21 protein-coding genes are annotated in these 24,156 nt (G+C 69.3%); 11 read left to right on the forward strand and 10 right to left on the reverse strand.

The features are described from left to right. Positions 1-66: 66 nt before the first annotated feature. Both ACZ0AE_RS19405 and ACZ0AE_RS19410 read right to left on the reverse strand, forming a co-directional pair. The gene (locus ACZ0AE_RS19405; RefSeq protein ID WP_463601932.1) at positions 67-1,245 is read right to left on the reverse strand and encodes a GGDEF domain-containing protein; all 1,179 of its coding nucleotides are present in this window, start codon (positions 1,243-1,245) and stop codon (positions 67-69) included. A gap of 51 nt (positions 1,246-1,296) precedes the next feature. Further along, positions 1,297-2,046, reverse strand: coding sequence for a ferredoxin--NADP reductase (locus tag ACZ0AE_RS19410; RefSeq protein ID WP_463601933.1), 750 nt, complete (start codon positions 2,044-2,046; stop codon positions 1,297-1,299). A gap of 104 nt (positions 2,047-2,150) precedes the next feature. On the opposite strand from ACZ0AE_RS19410, the gene ACZ0AE_RS19415 reads away from it, so the two are divergent. From ACZ0AE_RS19415 to ACZ0AE_RS19430, 4 genes are all read left to right on the forward strand, one after another. Further along, a complete protein-coding gene (locus ACZ0AE_RS19415) occupies positions 2,151-3,110 on the forward strand; it encodes an ABC transporter ATP-binding protein (protein WP_038685602.1) in 960 nt (319 codons plus the stop codon). Further along, a complete protein-coding gene (locus ACZ0AE_RS19420; RefSeq protein WP_038685599.1) occupies positions 3,107-3,907 on the forward strand; it encodes an ABC transporter permease in 801 nt (266 codons plus the stop codon). Before ACZ0AE_RS19415 ends, ACZ0AE_RS19420 begins: the two co-directional genes overlap by 4 nt. Positions 3,908-4,419: 512 nt before the next feature. Beyond that, a complete protein-coding gene (panE, locus tag ACZ0AE_RS19425; RefSeq protein WP_463601934.1) occupies positions 4,420-5,358 on the forward strand; it encodes a 2-dehydropantoate 2-reductase in 939 nt (312 codons plus the stop codon). Positions 5,359-5,360: 2 nt separating this feature from the next. Then, positions 5,361-6,248 carry an NAD-dependent epimerase/dehydratase family protein gene (locus ACZ0AE_RS19430; protein WP_463601935.1) on the forward strand — a complete coding sequence of 296 codons (888 nt, stop codon included), beginning with the start codon at positions 5,361-5,363 and terminating at the stop codon, positions 6,246-6,248. 28 nt (positions 6,249-6,276) lie between these two features. Here ACZ0AE_RS19430 and ACZ0AE_RS19435 read toward each other — a convergent pair whose 3' ends face one another. Next, on the reverse strand, positions 6,277-7,092 hold the full coding sequence (locus tag ACZ0AE_RS19435; protein WP_463601936.1) for a TatD family hydrolase: 816 nt from the start codon (positions 7,090-7,092) through the stop codon (positions 6,277-6,279). 52 nt (positions 7,093-7,144) lie between these two features. Then, a complete protein-coding gene (locus ACZ0AE_RS19440) occupies positions 7,145-8,185 on the reverse strand; it encodes a hypothetical protein (protein ID WP_463601937.1) in 1,041 nt (346 codons plus the stop codon). Positions 8,186-8,277: 92 nt separating this feature from the next. Here ACZ0AE_RS19440 and hrpB point away from each other — a divergent pair, with 92 nt between their 5' ends. Next, a complete protein-coding gene (gene hrpB, locus ACZ0AE_RS19445; protein WP_463601938.1) occupies positions 8,278-10,782 on the forward strand; it encodes an ATP-dependent helicase HrpB in 2,505 nt (834 codons plus the stop codon). Between the two features lie 162 nt (positions 10,783-10,944). Next, a complete protein-coding gene (locus ACZ0AE_RS19450; RefSeq protein WP_038685585.1) occupies positions 10,945-11,334 on the forward strand; it encodes a hypothetical protein in 390 nt (129 codons plus the stop codon). A gap of 97 nt (positions 11,335-11,431) precedes the next feature. On the opposite strand, the gene ACZ0AE_RS19455 is transcribed toward ACZ0AE_RS19450, so the two are convergent. Next, positions 11,432-11,971 (reverse strand): pseudouridine synthase, encoded by a 540-nt coding sequence (locus ACZ0AE_RS19455; RefSeq protein WP_447596058.1) that lies wholly within the window; start codon positions 11,969-11,971, stop codon positions 11,432-11,434. Between the two features lie 83 nt (positions 11,972-12,054). Further along, the gene (locus tag ACZ0AE_RS19460) at positions 12,055-12,909 is read right to left on the reverse strand and encodes a class I SAM-dependent methyltransferase (protein ID WP_463601939.1); all 855 of its coding nucleotides are present in this window, start codon (positions 12,907-12,909) and stop codon (positions 12,055-12,057) included. 174 nt (positions 12,910-13,083) lie between these two features. Between ACZ0AE_RS19460 and ACZ0AE_RS19465 the strand changes: the two genes are divergently transcribed. Both ACZ0AE_RS19465 and ACZ0AE_RS19470 read left to right on the forward strand, forming a co-directional pair. Then, entirely contained in the window at positions 13,084-14,043 is a 960-nt protein-coding gene (locus ACZ0AE_RS19465; protein WP_463601940.1) for an aldo/keto reductase, read from the forward strand. A 636-nt stretch (positions 14,044-14,679) separates the two neighbouring features. Continuing rightward, positions 14,680-15,900 (forward strand): RtcB family protein, encoded by a 1,221-nt coding sequence (locus ACZ0AE_RS19470; protein ID WP_463601941.1) that lies wholly within the window; start codon positions 14,680-14,682, stop codon positions 15,898-15,900. Positions 15,901-15,943: 43 nt separating this feature from the next. Here the strand turns inward: ACZ0AE_RS19470 and ACZ0AE_RS19475 are convergent, their stop codons facing one another. Both ACZ0AE_RS19475 and ACZ0AE_RS19480 read right to left on the reverse strand, forming a co-directional pair. After that, positions 15,944-16,846, reverse strand: a complete 903-nt coding sequence (locus tag ACZ0AE_RS19475) for an NAD(P)/FAD-dependent oxidoreductase (RefSeq protein ID WP_463601942.1) — start codon at positions 16,844-16,846, stop codon at positions 15,944-15,946. Next, entirely contained in the window at positions 16,836-17,288 is a 453-nt protein-coding gene (locus ACZ0AE_RS19480; protein ID WP_463601943.1) for an Rrf2 family transcriptional regulator, read from the reverse strand. Before ACZ0AE_RS19480 ends, ACZ0AE_RS19475 begins: the two co-directional genes overlap by 11 nt. 175 nt (positions 17,289-17,463) lie before the next feature. Between ACZ0AE_RS19480 and ACZ0AE_RS19485 the strand changes: the two genes are divergently transcribed. Beyond that, the gene (locus tag ACZ0AE_RS19485) at positions 17,464-19,596 is read left to right on the forward strand and encodes a methyl-accepting chemotaxis protein (RefSeq protein WP_463601944.1); all 2,133 of its coding nucleotides are present in this window, start codon (positions 17,464-17,466) and stop codon (positions 19,594-19,596) included. Positions 19,597-19,637: 41 nt separating this feature from the next. On the opposite strand, the gene ACZ0AE_RS19490 is transcribed toward ACZ0AE_RS19485, so the two are convergent. Beyond that, positions 19,638-20,540, reverse strand: coding sequence for a LysR substrate-binding domain-containing protein (locus ACZ0AE_RS19490; protein ID WP_038685572.1), 903 nt, complete (start codon positions 20,538-20,540; stop codon positions 19,638-19,640). A 126-nt stretch (positions 20,541-20,666) separates the two neighbouring features. Between ACZ0AE_RS19490 and ACZ0AE_RS19495 the strand changes: the two genes are divergently transcribed. Beyond that, positions 20,667-21,881, forward strand: a complete 1,215-nt coding sequence (locus ACZ0AE_RS19495) for an MFS transporter (protein ID WP_038685570.1) — start codon at positions 20,667-20,669, stop codon at positions 21,879-21,881. A 105-nt stretch (positions 21,882-21,986) separates the two neighbouring features. After that, positions 21,987-22,790 carry a 2,5-didehydrogluconate reductase DkgB gene (gene dkgB, locus ACZ0AE_RS19500; RefSeq protein WP_463601945.1) on the forward strand — a complete coding sequence of 268 codons (804 nt, stop codon included), beginning with the start codon at positions 21,987-21,989 and terminating at the stop codon, positions 22,788-22,790. 660 nt (positions 22,791-23,450) lie between these two features. Here the strand turns inward: dkgB and ACZ0AE_RS19505 are convergent. After that, positions 23,451-24,149: an alpha/beta fold hydrolase gene (locus tag ACZ0AE_RS19505; RefSeq protein WP_463601946.1), complete on the reverse strand. Its 699-nt coding sequence runs from the start codon at positions 24,147-24,149 to the stop codon at positions 23,451-23,453. Positions 24,150-24,156 lie beyond the last annotated feature (7 nt).

The following is a 24,156-nucleotide window of genomic DNA, read 5'->3' on the forward strand; positions in this document are numbered from 1 at the left end:
ACGAAGGGGCGCGCTGGATGTGACCAGCGCGGTACCGGTGGCACGGGCGGCGTGCGCCGGCCAGGCTCAGGCAGGCAGTGGCACCGCACTGACGGTGCGATCGCGGCCGTCGGCCTTGGCCTGGTAGAGCGCCCGGTCGGCGGCGGCCAGCAAGGCCGCCAGGTCGTGCGCGCCGGTGCCGACCGCCAACCCGATGCTGGTGGTGACCGTGACCGGCATGTCGCCCACGTAGGCGGGGTGCGCCTGCAGCTGCGCGCGGATGTAGGCGGCGTGTTGGAGGGCGCGGGCATGGTCGGCACCCGGCAGCAGCACCACGAACTCCTCGCCGCCGTAGCGGCCCAGCAGCGGCTGCTGGCTGGCCAGGCAGTTGGCCAGGCAGTTGGCCAGGACCGAGGCGAAGTGGTGCAGCACCTGGTCGCCCGCGATATGCCCCCAGCGGTCGTTGACCTGCTTGAAGTGGTCCACGTCCAGCAGCAGCAGGGCCAACGGTTGCTGCTGCCGCTGGCACTGCTGCAGGCACGCCTGGCCATCGGCCAGCACCGCGCCGCGGTTGAGCAGGCCGGTGAGCCCGTCGGTGCGTGCCGCGCGGCGCAGGTCGACCAGCATCTTCTCCACCAGCAGCAGGACCAGCGCGAAGCAGCGGGCCAGTTCCAGGAAGATGCCCGCGAGGTAGGTGGCGAACATCGGCGCGCCGGCCCGGAAGATGTCCTGCCCCGCATCGGGCGCCACCGGCAGCCACAGCCGCACCAGGTACACCACCGCTTCGGCCCCGAAGATGGCCGCGGCCAGCCGGCAGCTGGTGCGCTGCAGAGGCGGCGCATGGCGCACCAGCATCCAGGCCATCCAGCTGTTGATCAGCACCGCGAACAGGCTGGCCACGTTGAGCCGGACGGCCAGGTTCGGGAACGGCACCACGAACACCACGATGCCGGCCACGTATGCCCCGGCCAGCAGGGCCGGCTGCCAGGCCGGCAGCCGCCGCTGCAGGTGGCGCGCCACGCCGTACAGCATCAGCACCGCCGACAGCGCCAGTACGGCGTTGCCGAAGATCACCAAAGGCACGACGGGCAGATGGGCGCGCAGCGCCACCGAGGTCAGGCTGAGCGCCAGCAGCCACAGGCTGGCCGTCCACAGCCGCAGCGCCGGTTGCCCGCGCAGGACCAACAACAGCAGTGAGAAGCCCAGCGCAATGCCCAGGCACAGCAGGTAGCCGAGCACGGCGACGGTGGGGAAATCCAGGGTCATGCGGCCTCGCGCCTCAGGGCGGCGCGCGCATCTTAGCGCGCGCCGCACCGGTTACTTGCTGCTGACGTACTTCTCGCGCCGCACCTGCGGGGTCGGCAGGCCGGCGTCCTTCAGGGACTCGAAGGTGGCATCGACCATGTCCGGGTTGCCGCACAGGTAGGCGATGTCGGTGGCCGGGTTCGGTGCGAACTCGGCCAGGTGCTGCTGCACGTAGCCGTGGCGCACGTCCGGATGGGGGTTGTCGGGCAGCTCGCGTGACAGGCACGGCACGTAGCGGAAGCCCGGGTGGGCGGCCGCGAAGGCATAGAAGTCGTCGCTGTAGAGCAGCTCGGTGGGGGTGCGGGCGCCTTGCAGCAGCACCACCTCCACCCCGCGCTCGGCCATGGCGGTGGCCAGCAGCGGCAGCATCGACCGGTACGGGGTGACCCCGGTGCCGGTGGCGATCAGCAGGTAGCGGGCGTTGTGGTCGCCCGGCTGCAGGCAGAACCGACCGAATGGGCCACTGGCGGTGATGTGGCCGCCGATGTCCAGGCCCTCGAACAGGGCCGTGGCGGCGCCGCCGGGGACGAAGCTGACCGCGATATCGACCGCTTCGCCCGCGCCGAGGGCGTGGTTGTGAATGGTGGCCAGCGAGTAACTGCGCTTGGTGGCGGTGCCGTCGGCGTACTCGAAATGGACCTGGATGAACTGGCCGGGCTGGAAATCCAGCGGCTGGCCGTCATCACGCAGGAACTGGTAGTGGCCGACGGTCGGGGCCAGCATGCGCCGGTCGACCAGTTTGAGGGGGAATTGGGCAGGCACGACTTTTCGGGACAGTGTGTAGCCGGGGCAAGCCCTCGGGGTCTTCTATAATAGCCGCTCCCCGCCCCTATCCAGCGCCAGCCCATGGGCGCGAAGGCAAGAGCTTGGCTTCCCAGAACACTCCCGCGCCCACCGCCGCCCCCGCCCTGCGGGTGCGTGACCTCCGCAAGACCTACGACAACGGCACCCAGGCCCTGAAGGGCGTCTCGCTGGACGTGGCCCCGGGCGACTTCTTCGCCCTGCTGGGCCCCAACGGCGCCGGCAAGTCGACCCTGATCGGCATCATCAGCTCGCTGGTGAACCTCAGCGAGGGCCAGGTCGAGGTCTTCGGCAGCGACCTGGTGCGCAACCGCAGCGCCACGATGCGCCTGATCGGCCTGGTACCGCAGGAGATCAACTTCAACCTGTTCGAAAAGCCCTTCGACATCCTGGTCAACTACGCCGGCTTCTATGGCGTGGCCCGTGCCGAGGCCGAGAAGATGGCCGAGGAGGAGCTCAAGCGCGCCCACCTTTGGGAGAAGGCGCAGGTGATGAGCCGCACGCTGTCCGGCGGCATGAAGCGCCGGCTGATGATCGCCCGCGCCATGATGACCCGCCCGCGCCTGCTGATCCTGGACGAGCCCACGGCCGGGGTGGACATCGAGATCCGCCGCGACATGTGGCGGGTGCTCAAGGAGATCAATGCCGCCGGCACGACGATCATCCTGACCACGCACTACCTGGAAGAAGCCGAGCACCTGTGCCGCAACCTGGCCATCATCAACCACGGCCAGATCGTCACCCAGGGGCCGATGCGTGAGCTGCTGGCCAAGCTGGACGTGGAAGGCTTCCTGTTCGACATCGACGGCAGCCTGCCGGCCGAGCTGCCGGTGATCGAAGGCGCCACGCTGATCGCCACCGACGGGCACACGCTGGACGTGGACATGCCGCGCGCGATGGACCTCAACCGGGTATTTGAAGCCTTGAACGCGGCCGGTATCCGGGTGCGTTCGATGCGGACCAAGAGCAACCGCCTGGAGGAGCTGTTCGTGCGCCTCACCGGCAACCAGGAGAATGCGGCATGAGCACCACCCCTACCCCGGTCCTGACCGACGGCCAGCGCAACCGCATCGCGTTGATGACGATCGTGCGCCGCGAAGTGGCGCGCATCCTGCGCATCTGGGGCCAGACCCTGGTGCCGCCGGCGATCACCATGACCCTGTATTTCCTGATCTTCGGCGGCCTGATCGGCTCGCGCGTGGGCGACATGGGCGGCTACACCTACATGCAGTTCATCGTGCCGGGCCTGGTGATGATGAGCGTGATCCAGAACAGTTACGGCAACATCAGTTCGTCATTCTTCGGGGCCAAGTTCGGCCGTCACGTGGAGGAGCTGCTGGTCAGCCCGATGCCGAACTGGGTGATCCTGTGGGGGTATGTGTCCGGTGCGGTGCTGCGCGGGTTGATGGTGGGCGTGATCGTGCTGATCATCGCGATGTTCTTCACGCCGGTGCGCATTCCGCACCCGCTGGTGACGCTGACGACGGTGCTGCTGGGCGCGACGATTTTCTCGCTGGCCGGGTTCATCAATGCGGTGTACGCGAAGAAGTTCGATGATGTGGCGATCGTGCCGACCTTCATCCTGACCCCGCTGACCTACCTGGGCGGTGTGTTCTATTCGGTGCAGCTGCTGCCGACGTGGGCGGAGGCGGCGACGCACGCGAATCCGATTTTCTACATGGTCAATGCGTTCCGCTATGGGCTGCTGGGCACCAGTGATGTGCCGCTGTGGGTGGCGTATGCGCTGATGATCGGTTTCGTGGTGGCGCTGACGGCGCTGGCGTTGTGGTTGTTGAAGCGGGGCGTAGGGATGCGGAGCTGAGGGGTGTTTTGCCGGGCCTGCGGCCCGGCGGCCCGCTTTACTGCCACTGCCGGAGCCACTGCCGGAGCAACGTCAACCGCGGCTCTGGGTTGAATCGGGGTAGGCGGGGCGCGTGAGTCTGCGGGGGACGCCGCAAGTACGTCCCTGTAGGCTCGGTCGCGCCATCCATGGCGCTCACGCCCCCGCACACTCACCCACCCCGCCTTCGACAGTTTCCTGGTGACGGCAGGGGAACAGCGACGACGGTTGCGGGGTTCCGGTAGTGCCGGCCGCTGGCCGGCAACCTCGCGGAAATGATCGTTCCTGTGGAGCCGGGCTTTTGCCCGGCTCTTTTCGTATGCGGTTGGACGAACTGTGAGAATGTGGAAGAGAGATTTGGAGGGACGTCGTGCCTTGAATCGATCTTGCCCATCCGCGAAAGGCGCTACGCCAACCGCCACATAGCGCCCTGCGGGTGCCGCAAAACTCCGGCACAATCGCAGGGTGAATCCCCCAACTGCAGTGAGCGTGCGATGCGTATCCTGATCCTCGGCGCCGGTGGTACCGGTGGTTATTTTGGTGGTCGGCTGGCCCAGGCCGGTGTGGATGTGACCTTCCTGGTGCGTCCCGCGCGTGCGGCGCAGCTGGCGGCCGAGGGGCTGGTGATCCGCAGTCCGCTTGGCGATGCCCGCTTCCCGGTGGCGCATGTCACGGCCGATGCGCTGCCTGCGTTGGCGGCGGCGCAGCCGTTCGATCTGGTGATCCTGAGCTGCAAGGCGTACGACCTGGACAGTTCGATCGAGGCGATTGCCCCGGCGATGGGGCCGCGTACGACGCTGCTGCCGATCCTCAACGGGTTGCACCACTACGCGGCACTGGATGCGCGCTTCGGGCGCGATGCGGTGCTGGGCGGGCTGTGTTTCATCAGTGCGACCAAGGCCGCCGATGGCGCGGTGCTGCACCTGGCGCCGGCGGCCAAGCTGACCTTCGGCGAGCGCGACGGTACCGGCAGCAGCGCGCGGGTGTTGGCGCTGGCGGCCGCGTGCGTGCAGGCGAACGTGGACCATGTGGCCAGCGATGCGATCGGGCAGGAACAGTGGATCAAGTACACGTTCCTGACCACCCTGGCGGCGGCGACGTGCCTGATGCGCGCCGATGTGGGCACGATCGTGGCCACCGACGATGGCGCGGCGATCGTGCGTGGGCTGTATGACGAATGTCTGGCCGTGGCCGATGCCGCGGGCGAGCCGATTCCGGCCAAGGCACGCGAGATCGCGTTGACGGCCACGACCCAGCCCGGCTCGGCGTTGAAGGCGTCCATGCTGCGCGACCTGGAAGCGGGCCAGCAGGTGGAGGCCGAGCAGATCGTGGGCGACATGCTGGCGCGCGCACGCGCCGCCGGGCAGGCCGCGCCGCTGCTGGCGGTGGCCTACAGCCACCTGCAGGCCTACCAGCGCCAGCGCGGCGCCTGAGCATGCGGATGGCCGCGCCGGCGCACGTGCTGGTGCTGGGCATGGGCTACAGCGGGCGGCACCTGGCCGCCCGGCTGCAGGCCCAGGGCATCGCATGCAGCGGCACCGGGCGTGACCCCGGCACCGCCCCCGATGACGGACTGACGCGGTATCGGCTGGCCGAGGGCGTGCCGGTTGATGAGGGGCTGCGCGCGGCGATCCGGCGCGCGGACGCGATCGTGTGCAGCGTGCCGCCGGAGGAGGCGGGCGACCCGGCGCTGCGCCTGCTCGCCGATGCACTCCACGACAGCCCCGCGCTGCGCTGGGTGGGTTATCTGTCCTCGACGGCGGTCTACGCCGACCGCGACGGGGGCTGGGTGGACGAACAGGCCCGTGCCGATGCGGACGACGCCACCGCCCTGCGACGGTTACGTGCCGAGCAGCAGTGGCGTGCGTTCGCGCAGGCACGCGGTATCGCCTCGGCGGTGTTCCGCCTGCCCGGACTGTACGGTCGGGGGCGCAACGCGCTGGTGCAGCTGGCGCAGGGCAAGGCCCGGCATGTGGTCCGGCCCGGGCTGGTCTTCAACCGGCTGCATGTGGAGGACCTGGCCGCTGCAGTGCTGGCGGCGATGCGGCGTGCGCAGGGGCACGCGCTGTATCTGCCGGCCGACGATGCGCCGGCCCCGCCCCAGGACGTGCTGGCGCATGCCGCCTTGCTGAGTGGCCTGCCGTTGCCCGCCGCGCAGGCCTGGGATGACCCGGCCGTTCCCGCCTCGCTGCGACGCTTCTACGCCAGCAATAAGCGCATTGACAGCCGCGGCACGCGCGCGGCCTTGCAGTGGCAGCCCCGCTTCGCGACCTACCGCGACGGTCTCGCCGACGCTTGGGCAAGCGGCGACGGCCACCGGTAGCCCACGACCGTTGGTCGTGGGGGATGTATCAGGCCGCGTCAGGCAACCGGAAGAACGCGCGCGTGGCCGCCGTCGCGTTGGCGGCAGTGGTCTCCACGTCTTCGCCCCGATCGCGCGCCAGCTCCTCGACGATGTGCGACAGGAACATCGGCTCGTTGCGGCGGTCCTTGGGCATCGGCTTGAGCGAGCGCGGCAGCAGGTACGGCGCGTCGGTTTCGATCATCAGGCGGTTGGCCGGGATGTGCTTCACCAGCTCGCGCAGGTGGCCGCCACGGCGTTCGTCGCACAACCAGCCGGTGATGCCGATGTACCAGTCCTGGTCCAGGTAGTCGAACAGCTCCTGGCGCTCGCCGGTGAAGCAGTGCACCACCGCCGCGCCCAGTCGGCCCTCGAAGTTCTTCATCTGCGCCATGAAATCGGCGTGGGCATCGCGCTGGTGCAGGAACAGCGGCTTGCGCGCGCCATCGGCAGCCAACACGTCGGCCGCCAGCTGCAGCTGGCGCTCGAAGGCGCGGTGCTGGGCCGGGCGCGGGGCGAAGTCACGGAAGTAATCCAGCCCGCACTCGCCCACCGCCACCACTTCGGCATGCGCATGCAGCGCGCGCATGTCCGCATCGCATTCATCGGTGTATTCCACCGCGTGGTGCGGGTGCACGCCGGCGGTGGCATACAGGAAGCCGGGATGCTGGCGTGCCAGCTCCAGCGCCATCGGCGAATGCTCGCGGCTGGCGCCGGTGATGATCATCTGTGCCACCCCCGCCTCGCGGGCACGCGCCAGCACGGCGTCGCGGTCGCGGTCGAAGGAGTCGTGGGTGAGGTTGGCGCCGATATCGATCAGTTGCATGGGGGAGCTACAAGGCAGGTAACCCGCGCATTGTAGCTGCCCCCGCGCAGGCTCACTCCGGATCGGGCCCGGTGAGCAGCCGCTGCACCAGTTCACGCGACAGGCCTGTCAGCACGATCCGGTCGCCGTCGCGCATCACGGTGATGAAGGGGTATCCATCGCGCTCGAGCGTATCTGCCGGTACGGGGCTGGCATCGACCGTGCCGCCTGCGGGAATGCGCAGGTACCAGACTTCCGCGCACAACGCAGAGAACGCCGGCAGCGGTTCCGGGTAGGTGCCGCCCCGGCCCGCAACCTCGGCGGTCTTCAACAACGCCAGCAGGCGCGGCAGCAGGTCGCCGTGGGACGTAGCGTCATCGAGGCCGAGCGAGGCACCCAAGGTCTCGGGGGCGGTGCTCATGCTGAACAAGGTGGCGGTGGCGCGCGAGCGCGGCACCAGGCTGGTGCGAAGGGTCAGGCCTTGCCCCTTCCAGAGCGCCTCGTTGGCGCCGTGCAGGAACGGCTGGAGGTCGTGGTCGAAGCGCTTCAGCCACGCGCCGTACTGCAGGCGCGCCGCGTCCAGGTTCCAGGGCGGCAGCGCGCATTGCGCGCCCGGTGCCTGGCGCTGCCAGCGCTCGGGAATCCCCACGCCCGCGCATTCGCGGCACACCAGCTCGGTGTCGGTCGGGCCCTCGAAGTGCAGGCTGGGCGCTTGGGCGTCGGCGCAGTCGTCACTGTCGAGCAGCAGGCGAAAGCCGGTGGTGCCGGCGCAGCGCACCAGCGTGTTGCTGTGCATGCCCAATGTGCTGCGGCCGAACTGCGAGAGCCAGACGAAAGCGCGGTCGTCGGCCAGCTGCAGGCTGGGGTAGAGCGGCTCGCGCAACGTGCCATCGGCCACCGCGCGCCGGATCGCCGCCTCGTTGTCCAACCCGGCAGGCAGGTAGCGGGCATCCAGCGTGGGCTGCAGCAGCATCGCCAGCGGGTGGCCGTCGTAGGGCATGTGCAGTCCCTCGCCCATGTCCCCGGCCAGTGCTGCGGTGGGCGTGGCGGCGCTGACCGACGCCAACGGACAGGTGAGAACCAGCGACAACAACAGGCGAGCCAAGCGCGACATCTACACATCCGGGTACGGCGGGGCGGCACAGGGAAGCATGCCGGCCGGCGGCTGGCAATTGGCCCGCGCTGCAGACACCGTATCCTTGCGCCATGAATGCCCCGATTTTCCCCATCTCCCCACTGCTGCCGCAGATTCTGGACCAGCTGGCCGACCACGCGCGCCTGGTGCTGGAAGCGCCACCCGGCGCCGGCAAGACCACCCAGGTGCCGTTGGCCCTGCTCGACGCGCCGTGGCTGCAAGGCCGCAGGATCATCATGCTGGAGCCCCGCCGGGTGGCCGCGCGCAGCGCCGCGCAGTTCATGGCGCGACAGCTGGGCGAGGAGGTGGGCGACACCGTCGGCTACCGCATCCGTTTCGAGAACAAGGTGTCGGCCCGCACCCGCGTCGAAGTGGTCACCGAAGGCATCCTGACCCGGATGCTGCAGGACGACCCGATGCTCGACGGCGTGGGCGCGCTGCTGTTCGATGAATTCCACGAACGCCACCTCGCCGCCGACCTCGGCCTGGCACTGGCGCTGGACGTGCAGGCGCAGCTGCGCGAGGACCTGCGCATCGTGGTGATGTCGGCCACGCTGGATGGCGAGCGCCTGGCGCAGTTCCTGGATGCACCGCGATTGAGCAGCGCGGGCCGCAGCTTCCCGGTGGCGATCCGCCATTTCCCCGCCCGTCGCGAGGAATCGCTGGAAGCCCAGGCGCGGCGCGCGGTGGAACAGGCACTGGCCGAACATCCCGGCGATGTACTGGTGTTCCTGCCGGGCCAACGCGAGATCGCGCGTACCCAGGCCGCGCTGGAGCAGGCGCTGCCGGCCACGGTGCAGGTGCTGCCGCTGCACGGGGAGCTGCCGGTGGAACAGCAGTCGCGCGTGCTGCAACCCGACCCGCAGGGCCAGCGCCGCGTGGTGCTGGCCACCAACGTGGCCGAATCCTCGGTCACGTTGCCAGGGGTGCGCGTGGTGATCGATGCCGGGCTGGCGCGCGAGCCGCGCTACGACCCCAACAGCGGCTTCGCACGGCTGGACGTGGTGAGCATCGCGCAGGCGTCGGCCGACCAGCGCGCAGGGCGTGCCGGGCGTGTGGCCGAGGGCTGGGCATGGCGGCTGTGGCCGCAGTCGCAGCGGCTGGAGGCACAGCGCCGGCCGGAGATCGCGCAGGTGGAATTGACGTCGCTGGCGTTGGAGCTGGCCGCGTGGGGCAGCGATGACCTGCGCTTCGTCGACCCGCCGCCGGTGGGCGCACTGGCCGCCGCGCGCGAGCTGCTGCAGCGGCTGGGTGCGATGAGCGACAGCGGCGGGCTGACCGCGCTGGGGCGCCGCATGCTTACCCTGGGCACGCACCCGCGGCTGGCGGCGATGCTGCTGGCCGCCACCGGCGGCAGCGAGCAGGCGCTGGCGTGCGACCTGGCCGCGCTGGTGGAGGCACGCGACCCGCTGCGCCAGGGCGGTGATGCACTGGCCGCGCGATGGCGCGCGTTGGCGGCGTTCCGCCACGGCCGCGCGCCGCACGATGCCAACCGCGGTGGGCTGGCCACCATCGATGCCGCCAGCAAGCAGTGGCGGCGACGCCTGCGCTGCGACGCCGCGCCGCCCACGTCGGTGGAAGCACACCAGCTCGGCGACCTGCTGGCCCACGCCTTCCCCGACCGGATCGCCGCGCGCCACCCCACCGATCCGCTGCGCTACCTGCTGGCCAACGGGCGCAGTGCGCGCCTGTTCGATCCGAGCGATCTGCGTGGCGAGCCGTGGCTGGTGGCGGTGGAACTGCGCTATGAGGCGCGCGACGCGTTGCTGCTGCGCGCCGCGCCGGTCGATGAGAACCGGCTGCGCCGCGACTTCCCCGCCCGCTTCACCCAGCAGGACGTGGTGCGCTGGGACGGCGACAAGCGTGCGCTGGTGGCGCGCCGCGAAACCCGTTTCGACCGCATCGTGCTGGACAGCCGGTCGGCCGGGCGCGTGGATCCGGCGCATGCCGCGCAGGCGCTGACCGAGGCCGTGGCCGAGCTGGGCATCGACGCGCTGCCGTGGACCGAGGGCCTGCGCCAATGGCAGGCACGGACGCTGGCGCTGCGTGCGTGGATGCCCGAGCTGGACCTGCCGGACGTGTCCGATGCGGCGCTGATGGCGACGCTGCCGCAGTGGCTGACGCCGGCCTTCACCGGCAAGACGCGGCTGGACGCGCTGGACGAAGCCAGTCTGGGCGAGGCCCTGAAATCGCCACTGCCGTGGGCGCAGCGCCAGGTGATCGACCGGCACGCGCCGGTGCGCATGGCGGTGCCGTCGGGCATGGAGCGGCCGATCCACTACGCGGTGGACGCCGATGGCATCACCCCGCAGGGGCCGGTGCTGGCGGTGAAACTGCAGGAGCTGTTCGGCCTGGCCGACACCCCGCGCATCGCCGATGGCCGCGTGCCGCTCACCCTGCACCTGCTCTCGCCCGGCGGCCGCCCCCTGCAGGTCACCCAGGACCTGCGCAACTTCTGGGCCAACACCTACGCCGAGGTCAAAAAGGAAATGAAGGGCCGCTATCCCCGGCACCCGTGGCCGGACGATCCGTGGACGGCAACCGCCACGCACCGGGCCAAGCCGCGCGGGACGTGACGCGGCTGTCGCATTCATGGCTGCCGGCTGACCGCGTCATCGCGCCGCACTGCACCGGTGCGGGCAAGCGGCTACAGTCGTGATCCGGCCGTAGCAGGTGGCTAACACGCCCTACACGGCCCGCGCGCCACACTGGATCAGAACCGAGGCAAAGGAACCCCCATGAGCAGACTGACTGTGATTACCGACCGCGCCCTTGAGCGCGCCCTGGACCTGGCAAGCAGCGCTGGCGACGGCCTCAAGCATGCCGGTGGCAGCCTGCGTCACCTTGGCCCGCAGGCTACGGACTGGATCAAGACCGGTGCCGCACTGGGCGCGGTGAAGACCGGCAGCAAGGTCGCCGCGAAGGTGGTCCGCCGCAATCCGGCCGTGACCATCGCCGCCGCTGCGGTGGGCGTGGGCCTGCTGGGCTACGCGCTGTACCGCAAGCAGCAGAAGAAGAAGCTTGCCAACGGCGGCGTGGTGGACGGCCAGGCGCAGCGCATCAGCGCCCGCAACCGCCGCACCAGCACCGTGGTCGATGAGCACAGCGATATCGGCAGCGACGCCTGATCTGCTGACGCGTCAGCGCGTGTGTATCGAAAGCCGCCGGCGTTGTCCGGCGGTTTTTTTGTACGTACCAACCAACGGTTGGTACCTACCGGCGGTGTTATCCGATCTGGCGCCACTGGCCCGGTTGCAGGTCGCCCAGCGCGTGCGGGCCCATGGAGGCGCGCACCAGGCGCAAGGTCGGTAGCCCCACGGCCGCGGTCATCCGCCGTACCTGGCGGTTGCGGCCCTCGCGCAGGGTGACGGCCAGCCAGCTGTCAGGCACGGTCTTGCGGAAGCGCACCGGTGGATCCCGCACCCACAGCGCGGGGGCGGGGTCGAGGCGTTCGATCCTCGCCGGCAGGGTCGGGCCGTCATTGAGCTGCACGCCGTCGCGCAGGGCCTGCAGCTGCGCGTCGCTGGGCGTGCCCTCCACCTGCACCCAGTAGGTCTTGTCGGCCTTGTGGCGCGGATCGGTGAGGGTGTGCGCCAGGCCACCGTCATCGGTGAGCAGCAGCAGGCCCTCGCTGTCGTAGTCCAGCCGCCCGGCCGCATACACCGCCGGCGGCAGCCCGAAGCCGGCCAGGGTCGCGCGCGGCGGCTGGCTGCGGTCGGTGAACTGGCACAGCACGTTGAAGGGTTTGTTGAAGGCGATCAGCATGGCGGAAACAACAGCGGGGGACGGGCCATTGTCCCATCCCCCGCTCGTCTGTGATGCAGGGCAACCCGCAGCGGGCGCTACGGTCAGGGCTTCACGAAGCGCAGGGTCATGCGGTCGCTCTCACCGATGGCCTGGTACTTCGCATCGTCGGCCTTGTCGTGCTGGTTGGTCGGCGGCAGGGTCCACACCCCGTTCGGGTGGTCCTTGGTGTCGCGCGGGTTGGCGTTGATCTCGCTGCTGCCGGCCAGTTTGAAGCCCGCCGCCTCGGCCATCGCGATCACCTGCTTCTGGCCCACGTAGCCGCTCTTGTCGTCGGCCGGCACGTCGGCCTTGGCACGGTGTTCAACCACGCCCAGCACGCCACCGGGCTTGAGCACCTTGTAGAAGCCGGTGAACATGCCCTCGGCCTGGTTGGCGCTGCGCCAGTTGTGCACGTTGCGGAAGGTCAGCACGACGTCGGCCGAGTTGTCCGCACCGAACTGCGGCGCGGTCGGGTTGTAGGCCACGACCTTGCTCTTGCCATACAGCGCGGCATTGGCGGCGAACTTCTTGTCCAGGCCGTCGCGGCTGCGCTGCTGGTAGTCACGGCCGCGACCTTCGGGCACCGCCATCGGGTCGACCACCGCCGCGACATAGGTGCCCTTGTCGTGCAGCAGCGGGCCCAGGATTTCCGCGTACCAGCCGCCGCCCGGGGTGATCTCGATGACGGTCTTGCCCGGTGCCACGCCGAAGAACGACAGCGTCTGCGCCGGATGCCGCCACGCATCGCGCTTGACGTTGGCCGGGTCGCGCCAGGTGCCCTGCACCGCCGCCTGCACCGCCGGGGTGATCGCGATCTGTGCATTGGGGCCGGCCGGCTTGGTCGCCAGGGCCGGGGCGGACAGCAGCAGCGTGGACAAGGTGAACAGGCAGGCAGTGGTCAGCGAACGGGTTTTCATCGGCGTCTTCCAGTGGCGGGATGCGGCGAGACTAGCAGCCGCGATGCCCAAGGTGTTCACAAAACGTTAGTGCGATGCAGCACGGCGGAACACTGTTTTGTGGCAGCCGCCGCAGCGCTGTCATGGCCGCGGAACTATGCTGATGCATTGGATTTCCACAGGAGCACCTCTCCCATGACTGCATCGCGCGAACTCGGCCGCTCCGGCCTGACTGTGCAACCCATTGCCTTCGGCGGCAACGTCTTCGGCTGGAGCGCCGACGAAAAAACCTCGTTCGCGCTGCTGGATGCCTTCGTCGACGCCGGCTTCAACCTGGTGGATACCGCCGACGCGTATTCGGCCTGGGTGCCGGGCAACAGCGGCGGCGAATCGGAGACCATCCTGGGCCGCTGGTTCAAGCACAGCGGCAAGCGCGACAAGGTGGTGCTGGCCACCAAGGTGGCCAAGTGGGCCGAGCGCCCGGGCCTGTCGGCCGACAACATCGCCGCGGCGGTGGAAGATTCGCTGCGCCGCCTGCAGACCGATGTGATCGATCTGTACCAGGCCCACGAAGACGACGAATCCACGCCGCTGGAAACCACCCTGGCCGCGTTCGGCCGCCTGATCGAACAGGGCAAGGTGCGTGCCATCGGTGCGTCCAACTACAGCGCCAGCCGCCTGCGCGATGCGCTTGCGGTGTCGGCCGACTATGCGCTGCCGCGCTATGAAACGTTGCAGCCCGAGTACAACCTGTACGACCGCGCCGGCTACGAGGCAGAACTGGAACCGCTGGTGCGCGACCAGGGCATCGGCGTGATCAGCTACTACTCGCTGGCCAGTGGCTTCCTGAGCGGCAAGTACCGCAGTGCCGCCGATGCGGGCAAGAGCAGCGCACGCGGCAAGCGCGTGGTGGACACGTACCTCAACCCGCGCGGCCTGCGCATCCTGACCGCGCTGGACGACATCGCCGCCACGCACGGTGCCAGTGCGTCGCAGGTGGCGTTGGCATGGCTGATCGCGCGGCCCGGCATTACCGCGCCGATCGTCAGCGCCACCAGCGTCGCGCAGTTGAAGGATGTGCTGGCGGCCGCACAGGTGGCGCTGTCGGCCGAGGATGTGGCGCAGCTGGATGCCGCCAGCACCGAGCAGGGCTGAGCCCGGCGGCCCACGTGTCGCACACGCAGCCGCCGCGAGGCGGCTGCGTCGTTTCGGTCATGCCGTGGTGCACGGCCGCGATGCAACGGCGGTCGTCGCATTCGGCCAACATAATGTGGGGATTACATAGTCCGCTTGCAGCGGGAAACAATCCCGGGTAATGTTCGCGCCCATCGCCGCAGCCTGCGGCACCCTTCCACCCAACCGAGCCCGTCATGTCCCTTCGTTTCTCCGCCATCGCCAAGCGACTGCACCGCGCAACAACTGCGCTGCGTCCGTGCGACGTTGCGGGCAAGGCCGACGCGCTGACCATCGACTGATCTTCCCACACGGAGATCGGTCACCGATCTCCGAGGCACGCCAACGCCCTCGGATGCTGCATCCGGGGGCGTTTTCGTTTGCGTTGGCGTCGCCCCACCTTCCGATCACATGGCGTGATCTTCCATCGTCCACACCCGGGCAAGGACTGCCTGACCACACGGACGTGTTGCCACGAGGCGCGAAAGCGCTGTGCCCAGGTGTGGGGCACGGGCAGCGGGAGATGATGTCTTTTTTATTATGCGTGCCGGTTTACCCGGCGCTGCCTGGCCGTGTCCCGAGATTATCTGGCACCGCCACGCAATGGAATGAATGACCATGAACATAGAATCCACTTTTGAGCTGCTGCACGCCGAGGGCACCACCCCCATCAAGGGCTGGGTCCACGGCGTACCCGTGGACGAACTGGCCCGGGCGCAACTGCGCAACATCGCCGCGGTGCCGTTCGTCGGCCCGTGGGTGGCGGTGATGCCGGACGTACACGTAGGCAAGGGAGCCACCGTGGGCTCGGTGATCCCCACCCGCGGCGCGATCATTCCGGCCGCGGTCGGCGTGGACATCGGCTGCGGCATGGCGGCGGTGCGCACCACGCTGCGCGCCGAGGACCTGCCCGACAACCTGGCCCGGCTGCGCAGTGACATCGAGCGCAGCGTGCCGGTGGGCAATGGCCGCGGCGGCGAGCACCGGCAGCTGCCGGACAGCATCCACAGCCGCATCGTGCGGTCCGGGCTGGTCGAGCGGCTGAATGCCATCAAGCAACGGCACCGGCGCGTGCGCACCGACAAGCTGGCCTGCCAGATCGGCACGCTCGGCGGCGGCAACCACTTCATCGAGATCTGCCTGGATGAAACCGGGGCGGTGTGGGTGATGCTGCACAGCGGCTCGCGCGGTACCGGCAACCTGATCGGCACCTACTTCATCGAGCAGGCGCGCGAGCAGCTGGCCCGGCGCGTGCTCGGCTTCCACCTGCCGGACAAGGACCTGGCCTTCTTCATGCAGGGCGAACCGTTGTTCGATGACTACGTGCAGGCCGTGTCGTGGGCGCAGGACTACGCCCGCGAGAACCGCGAGGCCATGATGGCGCGGGTGCTGGCCGAGATGCGCCTGCGGCTGCCGAAGTTCCAGTTGGAGAAGCTGGCGGTGAACTGCCACCACAACTATGTGCAGACCGAGACCCACGGTGGCGAGGAGCTGCTGGTGACCCGCAAGGGTGCGGTCAGCGCGCGCGCCGGCGAGCTGGGGATCATCCCGGGCAGCATGGGCACGCGCAGCTATATCGTGCGTGGCAAGGGCAATGCCGAGAGCTTCCACAGCTGCAGCCACGGTGCCGGCCGCGTGATGAGTCGCAGCGCGGCGCGCCAGCAGATCACCCTGGCCCAGCACCGCGAGGCGACCGCGCATGTGGAATGCCGCAAGGATGCCGCGGTGATCGACGAGTCACCCGCGGCCTACAAGTCGATTGACGCGGTGATGGCCGCGCAGCGCGACCTGGTGGAGGTGGTGCACACGCTGCGCCAGGTGGTGTGCATCAAGGGCTGAGCAGGCAGAACGGGGCGGCCACCAACCGGTGGCCGTGGATGTGTCAGGCCGCGCTGTCTTCGGCCACCAGCGCGTGGTGCAGGCTCACGCCCGCGCGCACGCCTTCGGCGCTGGCCAGGCTGATGTTGCCGACCAGCGTCGCGTCGCCGGCCGCGTAGATGCCGGGCACGCTGGTCTGCTTGCCCGCATCGACCTGCACGAGTACGCCCACCGGGCTGTCCTCCAGTGCGCAGCCGAGCTGCTGGACCAGCGGCGTCGCCATCTGCTGGCGCGCGGTAACAAACAGCGCACGCAGTTCCACCCGGCGGCCATCGGCAAGCAGCGCAGCGCTCAACGCGGGTGCCTCGCCCTCCAGGCCAACCACCGCCTCGTGCTCGATGCTCACGCCGCGACGCTGCAGGGCGGCCAGTTCCTCTGCGGTGAGCGCCATGCCGTGCGCGAACAGGGTGACCTGACCCCAATCGGCGAGCAGGGCCGCCATCGTGACCGACTTCTCGTGCCCGCCCAGCAGACCGATCGCGCCGCCGCCGATTTCATAGCCATGGCAGTACGGGCAATGCACCACGCTGTGGCCCCAGCGCTCGGCCAGGCCAGGCAGGTCGGGCAGATCGTCGCGGATGCCGGTGGCCAGCAGCAATTTGCGCGTGGCCCAGTTCTCGTTGCTGGCGGTACCCACCACGAAGCCGTCGACCGTGGGCTGGGCCGTGGTGACGGTGTCGCTGATCCAGCGCACGGTGGGGTACTCCAGCAGCTGCGCCTTGGCGTTGCGCAGCAACTCGGCACCGGCGATGCCGTCCTGGCCCAGCACGCCGTGCGAATGCGCGGCGAAGCGGTTGCGCGGCAGGCCGCTGTCGATCACCAGGACCTCACGGCGCGCACGCGCCAGGATCAGGGCGGCGGACAGGCCGGCGAAACTGCCGCCGACGACAATCGCATCAAATGTCATGGGGAACTCCTGCTGCATGGTGGGCCAGGTGGCGGGCGAAGGCCTCGCCGAGGGTGGCCAGGGTGGTGCCACGCAGGCGCTGCTCAAGCAGGGCCTGGGCCTGGCGGTAGCTGTCATCCAGTGCGTCGTTGACCACCTGCTGCACCGGGCAGCCGCGCCCGGTTTCGCGGGCACCCGTGTGCAGCAGCGCCGGCGCGCCGATCGCCACGTACACGTCATGCAGGGTGATCTGCGCCGGTGCGCGGGCCAGCTGGCTGCCGCCGCCGTGGCCACGCACGCTGGTGACCAGCCCGCCCTTCTGCAGGGCGGCGAGCAGGCGCCGGATCACCACCGGGTGGGTGGGCAGGCAGGTGGCGAGCTGCTCGGAGGTACGCGGGCCGTCCTGGCCGACCAGGTGGGCCATCACGTGCAGGGCATCGGAGAACTGGTTGCTGGATTTCATGTAACAACACTAGTTACAAATCGAGCCGATGTCCAGCGGGCGCTTCCATACGGTTTCGGGCGGCTGTCACACGCTCTTCATGTTGTTAATTAGGACATTAATGTGATCCGCATCTCACTTCAGAAGAGGAGGGGGTAAACCGATACCGCATCGCCCTCCCTCACTTTCGATTCCCATGAACATGACGTCCGGCGCCCCCAATCGCGCCTTGAGCCTGCAGTTCAAACTGCTGGGCGCGCTGTCGCTCGGCCTGGCCATCGTGGTGCTGTGCGCCTTGGCCGGCCTCGGTTCGGCCTGGCTGAACCTGTCCACTGCGGTGCCGCCGGAGGTGGCCCGCAATACGCAGGCCGAAGCGCTGCAGCGCGAGTTCCGGCTGCAGGTGCAGGAGTGGAAGAACGTGCTGATCCGCGGCAGCGATGCGGCACTGCGTGCGCGCCACCTGGCCGCTTTCGACCGCCAGGGCGGCAAGACCCGCACGCTGGGCAAGGACCTGGCCACCAGCAGCGATGCCGGCACCGCACGCCTGGCCGCCCAGTTCATGGCCCAGCATGCCGCGCTTGAAAAGGAGTACCACGGCGCGCTCGACGCCTTCGCCGCCAGCGGCTACAGCCCGCTGGAGGGGGATGCGCTGGTGCGCGGCAAGGACCGCGCGTTGGGCACCACGCTGGACGCGTTGGGCAACCGCACCGCCGCGGTGGCCGAGCAGGCCGTGCAGGCCCGTTCCGAACAGGCGCGGCGGACGCTGCTGGTGTGCGCGGCACTGACCGCCGCGGCTGCAGTGGTGCTGATGGGCCTGCTGGCGGTGTGGCTGCGCCGCGCGGTGATTGCGCCGGTAGTGGCGGTGGAAGCGGCCGCACGCGCGGTGGCGCGTGGGGAGCTTGACCATAGCGTGCAGGTCAACAGCCGCGACGAAATCGGTCGCCTCGGCCAGGCCATGATGGCGGTGACACGCACGCTCAAGGACGTACTGGCTGCGCAGGCCACCATGGCCGAACGCCACGAGGCCGGCCAGATCAGCTACCGCATGGACGACAGCGCCTTCCCCGGCGGCTACGGCCAGATGGTCCGCGACAGCAACGCACTGGTGGCCGCGCACATCCAGGTCAAGATGCGCGCCATCGAGATCATGGGCCGCTACGCGGTGGGCGACCTGTCGCAGGACATGGAACGCCTGCCCGGCGAGAAGGCGGTGATCACCCAGTCGCTGGACCGGGTCAAGGCCAACCTCGGCGCGATCAATGCCGAGATCAAGCAGTTGGCCAGTGCGGCAGCGGCCGGCGATTTCAGCCAGCGCGGCGACGAGGCACGCTACGAGCACGATTTCCGCGACATGGTTGGGGGGCTGAACCAGCTGATGAAGACCACCGAGCGCGACCTGGACCAGGTTTCCACGGTGCTGCAGGCGATCGCGCGTGGCGACCTGAGCGCGCGCATGCACGGCCAGTTCCATGGCGTGTTCGCGCGCATCCGCGACGACGTGGCGCTGACCAGCGGCCAGCTCACCGGCATCGTGGGCGACATCAAGCGTGCCGCGCAGTCGATCCAGACCGCCGCCGGCGAAATCGCCGCGGGCAACAGCGACCTGTCCCAGCGCACCGAACAACAGGCCGCCAACCTGGAGGAAACCGCCGCTTCGATGGAGGAGCTGACCTCGACCGTACGCCAGAACGCCGAGCATGCGCGACAGGCCAACCAGCTGGCCATCGGCGCACACGCGGTGGCCTCGCAGGGCGGTGCGGTGGTGGGCCAGGTGGTGCAGACCATGGGCGCGATTGAAACCTCGTCGAAGAAGATCGCCGAGATCATTTCGGTGATCGACGGCATCGCGTTCCAGACCAACATCCTGGCGCTCAACGCGGCCGTGGAAGCGGCGCGTGCCGGCGAACAGGGGCGCGGTTTTGCGGTGGTGGCCAGCGAAGTACGCACGCTGGCGCAGCGCTCGGCCGGCGCGGCCAAGGAAATCAAGACGCTGATCGATGCTTCGGTCGGCGATGTCGCCACCGGCGCGCGGCTGGTGCAGCAGGCCGGGCAGACCATGGGCGAGATCGTCACCGGCGTGCAGCGGGTGACCGACATCATGGCCGAGATCGCCGCCGCATCGCAGGAGCAGTCGGCCGGTATCGAACAGGTCAACCAGACCGTGGTGCACATGGACGAAGCCACCCAGCAGAACGCCGCCCTGGTGGAAGAGGCGTCGGCGGCGGCACGCAGCATGGAAGAACAGGCGGTGGCATTGAACGACGCCGTGGACGTGTTCGTGCTGGACGCCGGGCGCGCGCCGGCGCCGGGGCTGTCGCGCGCGGCGTGATCCAACGCGGCGCCGGCCTTGGGCCGGCGTCAGCGCGCGGATCAGCGCACGTAGGGGTCGCCCACCATCGCCGCCGCCAGGTGGTCCAGGAACGAGCTGATCCGCGCCGACACCGCGGTGTTGCGGTAGTAAACGGCGTGGATCGGCTGGCGCACCTCCACGGTGAGGTCCGGCAGCAGCTGCACCAGGCGGCCGTCCTGGCGGTCGCGGTGGGTCATGAAGTCGGACAGACAGACGATGCCCACCCCTTCCAGCGCCAGCGCGCGCAGCGTTTCGCCGCTGGACACCGCCATCGCCGGGCGCACATGCAGCAGCGCGTCGGTGTCGCCGGGCAGCGGCCAGTGGTTGAGCGAGTCCGGCTCATTGAAGCCCAGCAGCGTGTGCGTGCGCAGGTCGGCCACGCTGGCCGGCGTGCCGTGCTGCTGCAGGTAGCCCGGGCTGGCCAGCACACGCAGGCGGCTGTGGGCCAGCGGCCGCGCATGCAGGGTGGAATCGGCCAGCGGCCCGATCCGGATCGCCACGTCGGTGCGCCGTTCCAGCAGGTCGATGTAGCGCTCGCTGCTGTTGAGTTCCAGCACCACGTCGGGGTAACGCGCGCGGTAGCCCGCCACCAGGGGCGCGATCGCGTGCAGCACGAACGGCATCGCCGCATCCACGCGCAAGCGGCCCGCCGGCCGGTCGCGACGGGCGGCGAGCTGTTCCTCGGCCGCTTCCACCGACGCCACGATCGCGCGCGCGTGGGCCAGGAACGCATCGCCCTCTTCCGTGAGCTGCAGGCGCCGGGTGGTGCGGGTCAGCAGCGTGGTGCCCAGCTTCTCTTCCAGCCGGCCCAGCGCGCGGCTCACCCCGGAGGTGGTCTGGCCCAGGGTTTCGGCGGCGGCGGTGATCGAGCCGCTGTCGATCACGGCAATGAAGGCCTGCATTTCGTCGAGGGTGGTTTTCATGGCGGGCACGCGGCGGGCAGAGGCCCATTATTGACCATCAGGCAAGAGTGATTGGCGTGAAGGCCGCTTTTTCGGCAAGAGTGCGGCGCGCAGACTGCGCAGCCTCACCTCCCACCGGTAACCGTCATGTCCCGTGGTATTCCCTTGGCCCTGCTGGCGCTCACCCTCGGTGCGTATGCCATCGGCACCACCGAATTCGTCATCGTCGGGTTGATCCCGACCATCGCCGCCGACCTGGGCGTGTCCCTGCCCTCGGCCGGCCTGCTGGTCTCGCTGTACGCCCTGGGCGTGGCGATCGGCGCACCGGTGCTCACCGCGCTCACCGGCCGGGTGCCGCGCAAGACCCTGCTGGTGGCCTTGATGGTGCTGTTCACGCTGGGCAACGTGATTGCCTGGATGGCGCCCGGCTACGGCTCGCTGATCGTGGCGCGGGTGCTCACCGGCCTGGCGCACGGCGTGTTCTTCTCGATCGGGTCGATCATCGCCACCTCGGTGGTGCCCAAGGAGAAGGCCGCCAGCGCGATCGCGATCATGTTCACCGGGCTCACGGTGGCGCTGGTTACCGGCGTGCCGCTGGGTACCTTCATCGGCCAGCACCTGGGCTGGCGCGCCACCTTCCTGGCGGTGGCCGCGCTCGGCGTGATCGCGCTGATCGGCAGCCTGCTGTTCGTGCCGCGCAACCTGCAGCGCAGCGAACCGGCCACGTTCGGCCAGCAGCTGTCGGTGCTGGCGCAGCCGCGCCTGCTGCTGGTGTATGCCATCACCGCACTGGGCTACGGCGGCACGTTCCTGTCGTTCACCTACCTGGCCTCGATCCTGCAGGACGTCACCGGTTTTTCCGCCAATGCGGTCAGCGGCGTGCTGCTGGTGTACGGCGTGTCGGTGGCGATCGGCAACCTGTGGGGCGGCCGCCTGGCCGACCGTCGCGGCCCGATCCCGGCGCTGAAGCTGATCTTCGGTTTGCTCGCGGCCGTGTTGTTCGTGCTGACCTTCACCGCCTACAACACCTGGCTGGTGCTGCTGACGGTGCTGGCCCTGGGCGCGGTGGCGTTCGGCAACGTGCCGGGGCTGCAGGTGTACGTGGTCAAGCAGGCGCAGCGCTTTGCCCCGCAGGCCGCCGACGTGGCGTCGGGCCTGAACATCGCCGCGTTCAACGTCGGCATCGCGCTCGGTGCCTCGCTGGGCGGGCTGGTGGTGGACCATTTCGGCCTGATGCACACCCCGTGGCTGGGTGCGCTGGTGGTGATGGGTGCCTTCGGCCTGACCGCGTTGAGCGGTCGCCTGGATCGCCGCGATGGCGTGGCCGACCGCGCCGAAGGTATTGCCGTGAGCGCGCATTGAGGGATTCCGGTCGCGGACCCGTGACAGCCGCCGACTGATGGTCGGCTCTACCGTCGTTTTACGGTGCACGGCGTAGCCTGCACCTCACCCCATGAAGGAGTTTCCATGAGCATTCCCGCATTCGGCCTCGGCACGTTCCGCCTGAAGGGCCAGACCGTCATCGACTCGGTCCGCAACGCATTGGACGTGGGCTACCGCGCCGTCGACACCGCGCAGATCTACGACAACGAGGCCGAGGTTGGCCAGGCCATCGCCGAATCCGGCGTGGCCCGCGACGATCTGTTCCTGACCACCAAGGTGTGGATCGCCAACTTCAGCCACGACGCGCTGCTGGACAGCCTGCGCGAGAGCCTGCGCAAGCTGCGCACCGACCATGTCGAGCTCACCTTGATCCACTGGCCGTCGCCCAAGGATGCGGTGCCGATGGCCGAGTACCTGGGCGCGTTGGCCGAAGCGAAGTCGCTGGGCCTGACCCGGCAGATCGGCATCTCCAACTTCACCATCGACCTGACCCGCCAGGCCATCGCGATCCTGGGCGCCGATGCCATCGCCACCAACCAGATCGAAGTCCACCCCTACCTGCAGAACCGCGCCCTGATCGCGTTCCTGAAGGAACAGGGCATCCACGTGACCGCCTACATGAGCCTGGCCTACGGCGAAGTGCTCAAGGACCCGGTGATCCAGGCGATCGCCGAACGCCACCAGGCCACCCCGGCCCAGGTCGCGCTGGCATGGGCGCTGCAGCAGGGCTTCGCGGTGATCCCCTCCTCCACCAAGCGCGAGAACCTGGCCAGCAACCTGCTCGCCGCCGACCTGCGCCTGAGCGATGCGGACATGGCCCAGATCGCCACGCTGGACCGCGGCCAGCGGCTGGCCAACCCGGATGGGATTGCGCCGGCCTGGGATTGAACGAGGCGGCACGGTCGGTGTTCGCGTTGGTGATCCGCGCCTGCTGGTCGCCCGGCGGATGTACCCGGCGGTAGGGTCGGATCCCTATCGACCGCCGACCGTGTGCATCAGCGCAGCGAACGCATGACCCTGGCCGAAGCGCGTGCTTCGACGCGGGTCATGCCATCACCGAACGTGGCGCGTTTCACGGCAGTCGATCGGGATGCGACCCTACCGGGGTCGCTTTCCCGGTGTTGGTCATCCGCACCTTCTGACCGTCTTCCGAATGTACGCGGCGGTAGGGTCGGATCCCTATCGACCGCCGACCATGTGAATCGGGGCGGCGAACGCATGACCCTGGCCGAAGCGCGTGCTTCGACGCGGGTCATGCCATTACCGAACGTGGCGCGTTTCACGGCAGTCGATCCGGATGCGACCCTACCGGGGGTCGCTTTCCCGGTGTTGGTCATCCGCACCTTCTGGCCGTCTTCCGAATGTAACCGGCGGTAGGGTCGGATCCCTATCGACCGCCGACCATGTGAATCGGCGCGGCGAACGCACGACCCTGGCCGAAGCGCGTGCCTCGATGCGGGTCATGCCATCACCGAACGTGGCGCGTTTCACGGCAGTCGATCCGGATGCGACCCTACCGGGAGCAGCGGGCGCGGCGACAGTGCCGGATCAGGCCTGCAACCACGCGCGCATCGCCGCGCTCACCTCGTCCGGTTTCTCCATCGGTGCCAGGTGCCCGCAATCGGGCAGCACCACCAGCGTGGAGCCCGGGACCAGCGCATGCATCTCCTCGCTGATCGCCAGCGGGGTGATGCGGTCGTTGGCGCCGCACACGATCAACACCGGATCGCGGTAGCCGGCCAGCACGTCGTGGCCATCGCCGCGTTCCAGCGCGCTCTGGCGCAGGAATACCTCCGCGCCCAGCCGCGCGGTCATGTCGCGCACGCGCTGCACCAGCACGTAGTCATCCAGCCGCGAGGCGTCGATGTAGCTGCGCATCAGTGTGTCGCCAAAGCCGTGGAAGGTGCCGGGCAGGCGCACGCTGGCACGCTGCGAGTGGCGCTGGGCGGCGCGCTCGGGCGAGTCGGCGTGGATCGAGGTGTCGATCAACGCAAGCCGCAGCACCCGCTCCGGCGCGGTGCGCAGGATCTGCTGGGCGACGAAGCCGCCGAGCGAGAAGCCCGCCAACGCGAAACGCTCGGGCGCCTGCGCCAGCACATCGTCGACCACGGCCTGCATCGTCTCGCCCCGCGTCTGGTCGCCCACGATGCAGTCGGCGATGTCGGACAGGTCGGCCACCTGCGCGCGCCAGAGTTCAGCGTCGTTGAGCAGGCCGGGGAGCAGCAGCAGGGGAAGGCGGTCGGTCATGCCCCTA

It is taken from the genome of Stenotrophomonas sp. AC248 (assembly GCF_979258185.1).

Coding starts and splice junctions, on each gene's coding strand:
- ACZ0AE_RS19405 (WP_463601932.1), bottom strand. CDS start 1,245: ATGACCCTGGATTTCCCCACCGTCGCCGTGCTCGGCTACCTGCTGTGC.
- ACZ0AE_RS19420 (WP_038685599.1), top strand. CDS start 3,107: ATGAGCACCACCCCTACCCCGGTCCTGACCGACGGCCAGCGCAACCGC.
- panE (WP_463601934.1), top strand. CDS start 4,420: ATGCGTATCCTGATCCTCGGCGCCGGTGGTACCGGTGGTTATTTTGGT.
- ACZ0AE_RS19430 (WP_463601935.1), top strand. CDS start 5,361: ATGCGGATGGCCGCGCCGGCGCACGTGCTGGTGCTGGGCATGGGCTAC.
- ACZ0AE_RS19435 (WP_463601936.1), bottom strand. CDS start 7,092: ATGCAACTGATCGATATCGGCGCCAACCTCACCCACGACTCCTTCGAC.
- ACZ0AE_RS19440 (WP_463601937.1), bottom strand. CDS start 8,185: ATGTCGCGCTTGGCTCGCCTGTTGTTGTCGCTGGTTCTCACCTGTCCG.
- hrpB (WP_463601938.1), top strand. CDS start 8,278: ATGAATGCCCCGATTTTCCCCATCTCCCCACTGCTGCCGCAGATTCTG.
- ACZ0AE_RS19450 (WP_038685585.1), top strand. CDS start 10,945: ATGAGCAGACTGACTGTGATTACCGACCGCGCCCTTGAGCGCGCCCTG.
- ACZ0AE_RS19455 (WP_447596058.1), bottom strand. CDS start 11,971: ATGCTGATCGCCTTCAACAAACCCTTCAACGTGCTGTGCCAGTTCACC.
- ACZ0AE_RS19460 (WP_463601939.1), bottom strand. CDS start 12,909: ATGAAAACCCGTTCGCTGACCACTGCCTGCCTGTTCACCTTGTCCACG.
- ACZ0AE_RS19465 (WP_463601940.1), top strand. CDS start 13,084: ATGACTGCATCGCGCGAACTCGGCCGCTCCGGCCTGACTGTGCAACCC.
- ACZ0AE_RS19470 (WP_463601941.1), top strand. CDS start 14,680: ATGAACATAGAATCCACTTTTGAGCTGCTGCACGCCGAGGGCACCACC.
- ACZ0AE_RS19475 (WP_463601942.1), bottom strand. CDS start 16,846: ATGACATTTGATGCGATTGTCGTCGGCGGCAGTTTCGCCGGCCTGTCC.
- ACZ0AE_RS19480 (WP_463601943.1), bottom strand. CDS start 17,288: ATGAAATCCAGCAACCAGTTCTCCGATGCCCTGCACGTGATGGCCCAC.
- ACZ0AE_RS19485 (WP_463601944.1), top strand. CDS start 17,464: ATGAACATGACGTCCGGCGCCCCCAATCGCGCCTTGAGCCTGCAGTTC.
- ACZ0AE_RS19490 (WP_038685572.1), bottom strand. CDS start 20,540: ATGAAAACCACCCTCGACGAAATGCAGGCCTTCATTGCCGTGATCGAC.
- ACZ0AE_RS19495 (WP_038685570.1), top strand. CDS start 20,667: ATGTCCCGTGGTATTCCCTTGGCCCTGCTGGCGCTCACCCTCGGTGCG.
- dkgB (WP_463601945.1), top strand. CDS start 21,987: ATGAGCATTCCCGCATTCGGCCTCGGCACGTTCCGCCTGAAGGGCCAG.
- ACZ0AE_RS19505 (WP_463601946.1), bottom strand. CDS start 24,149: ATGACCGACCGCCTTCCCCTGCTGCTGCTCCCCGGCCTGCTCAACGAC.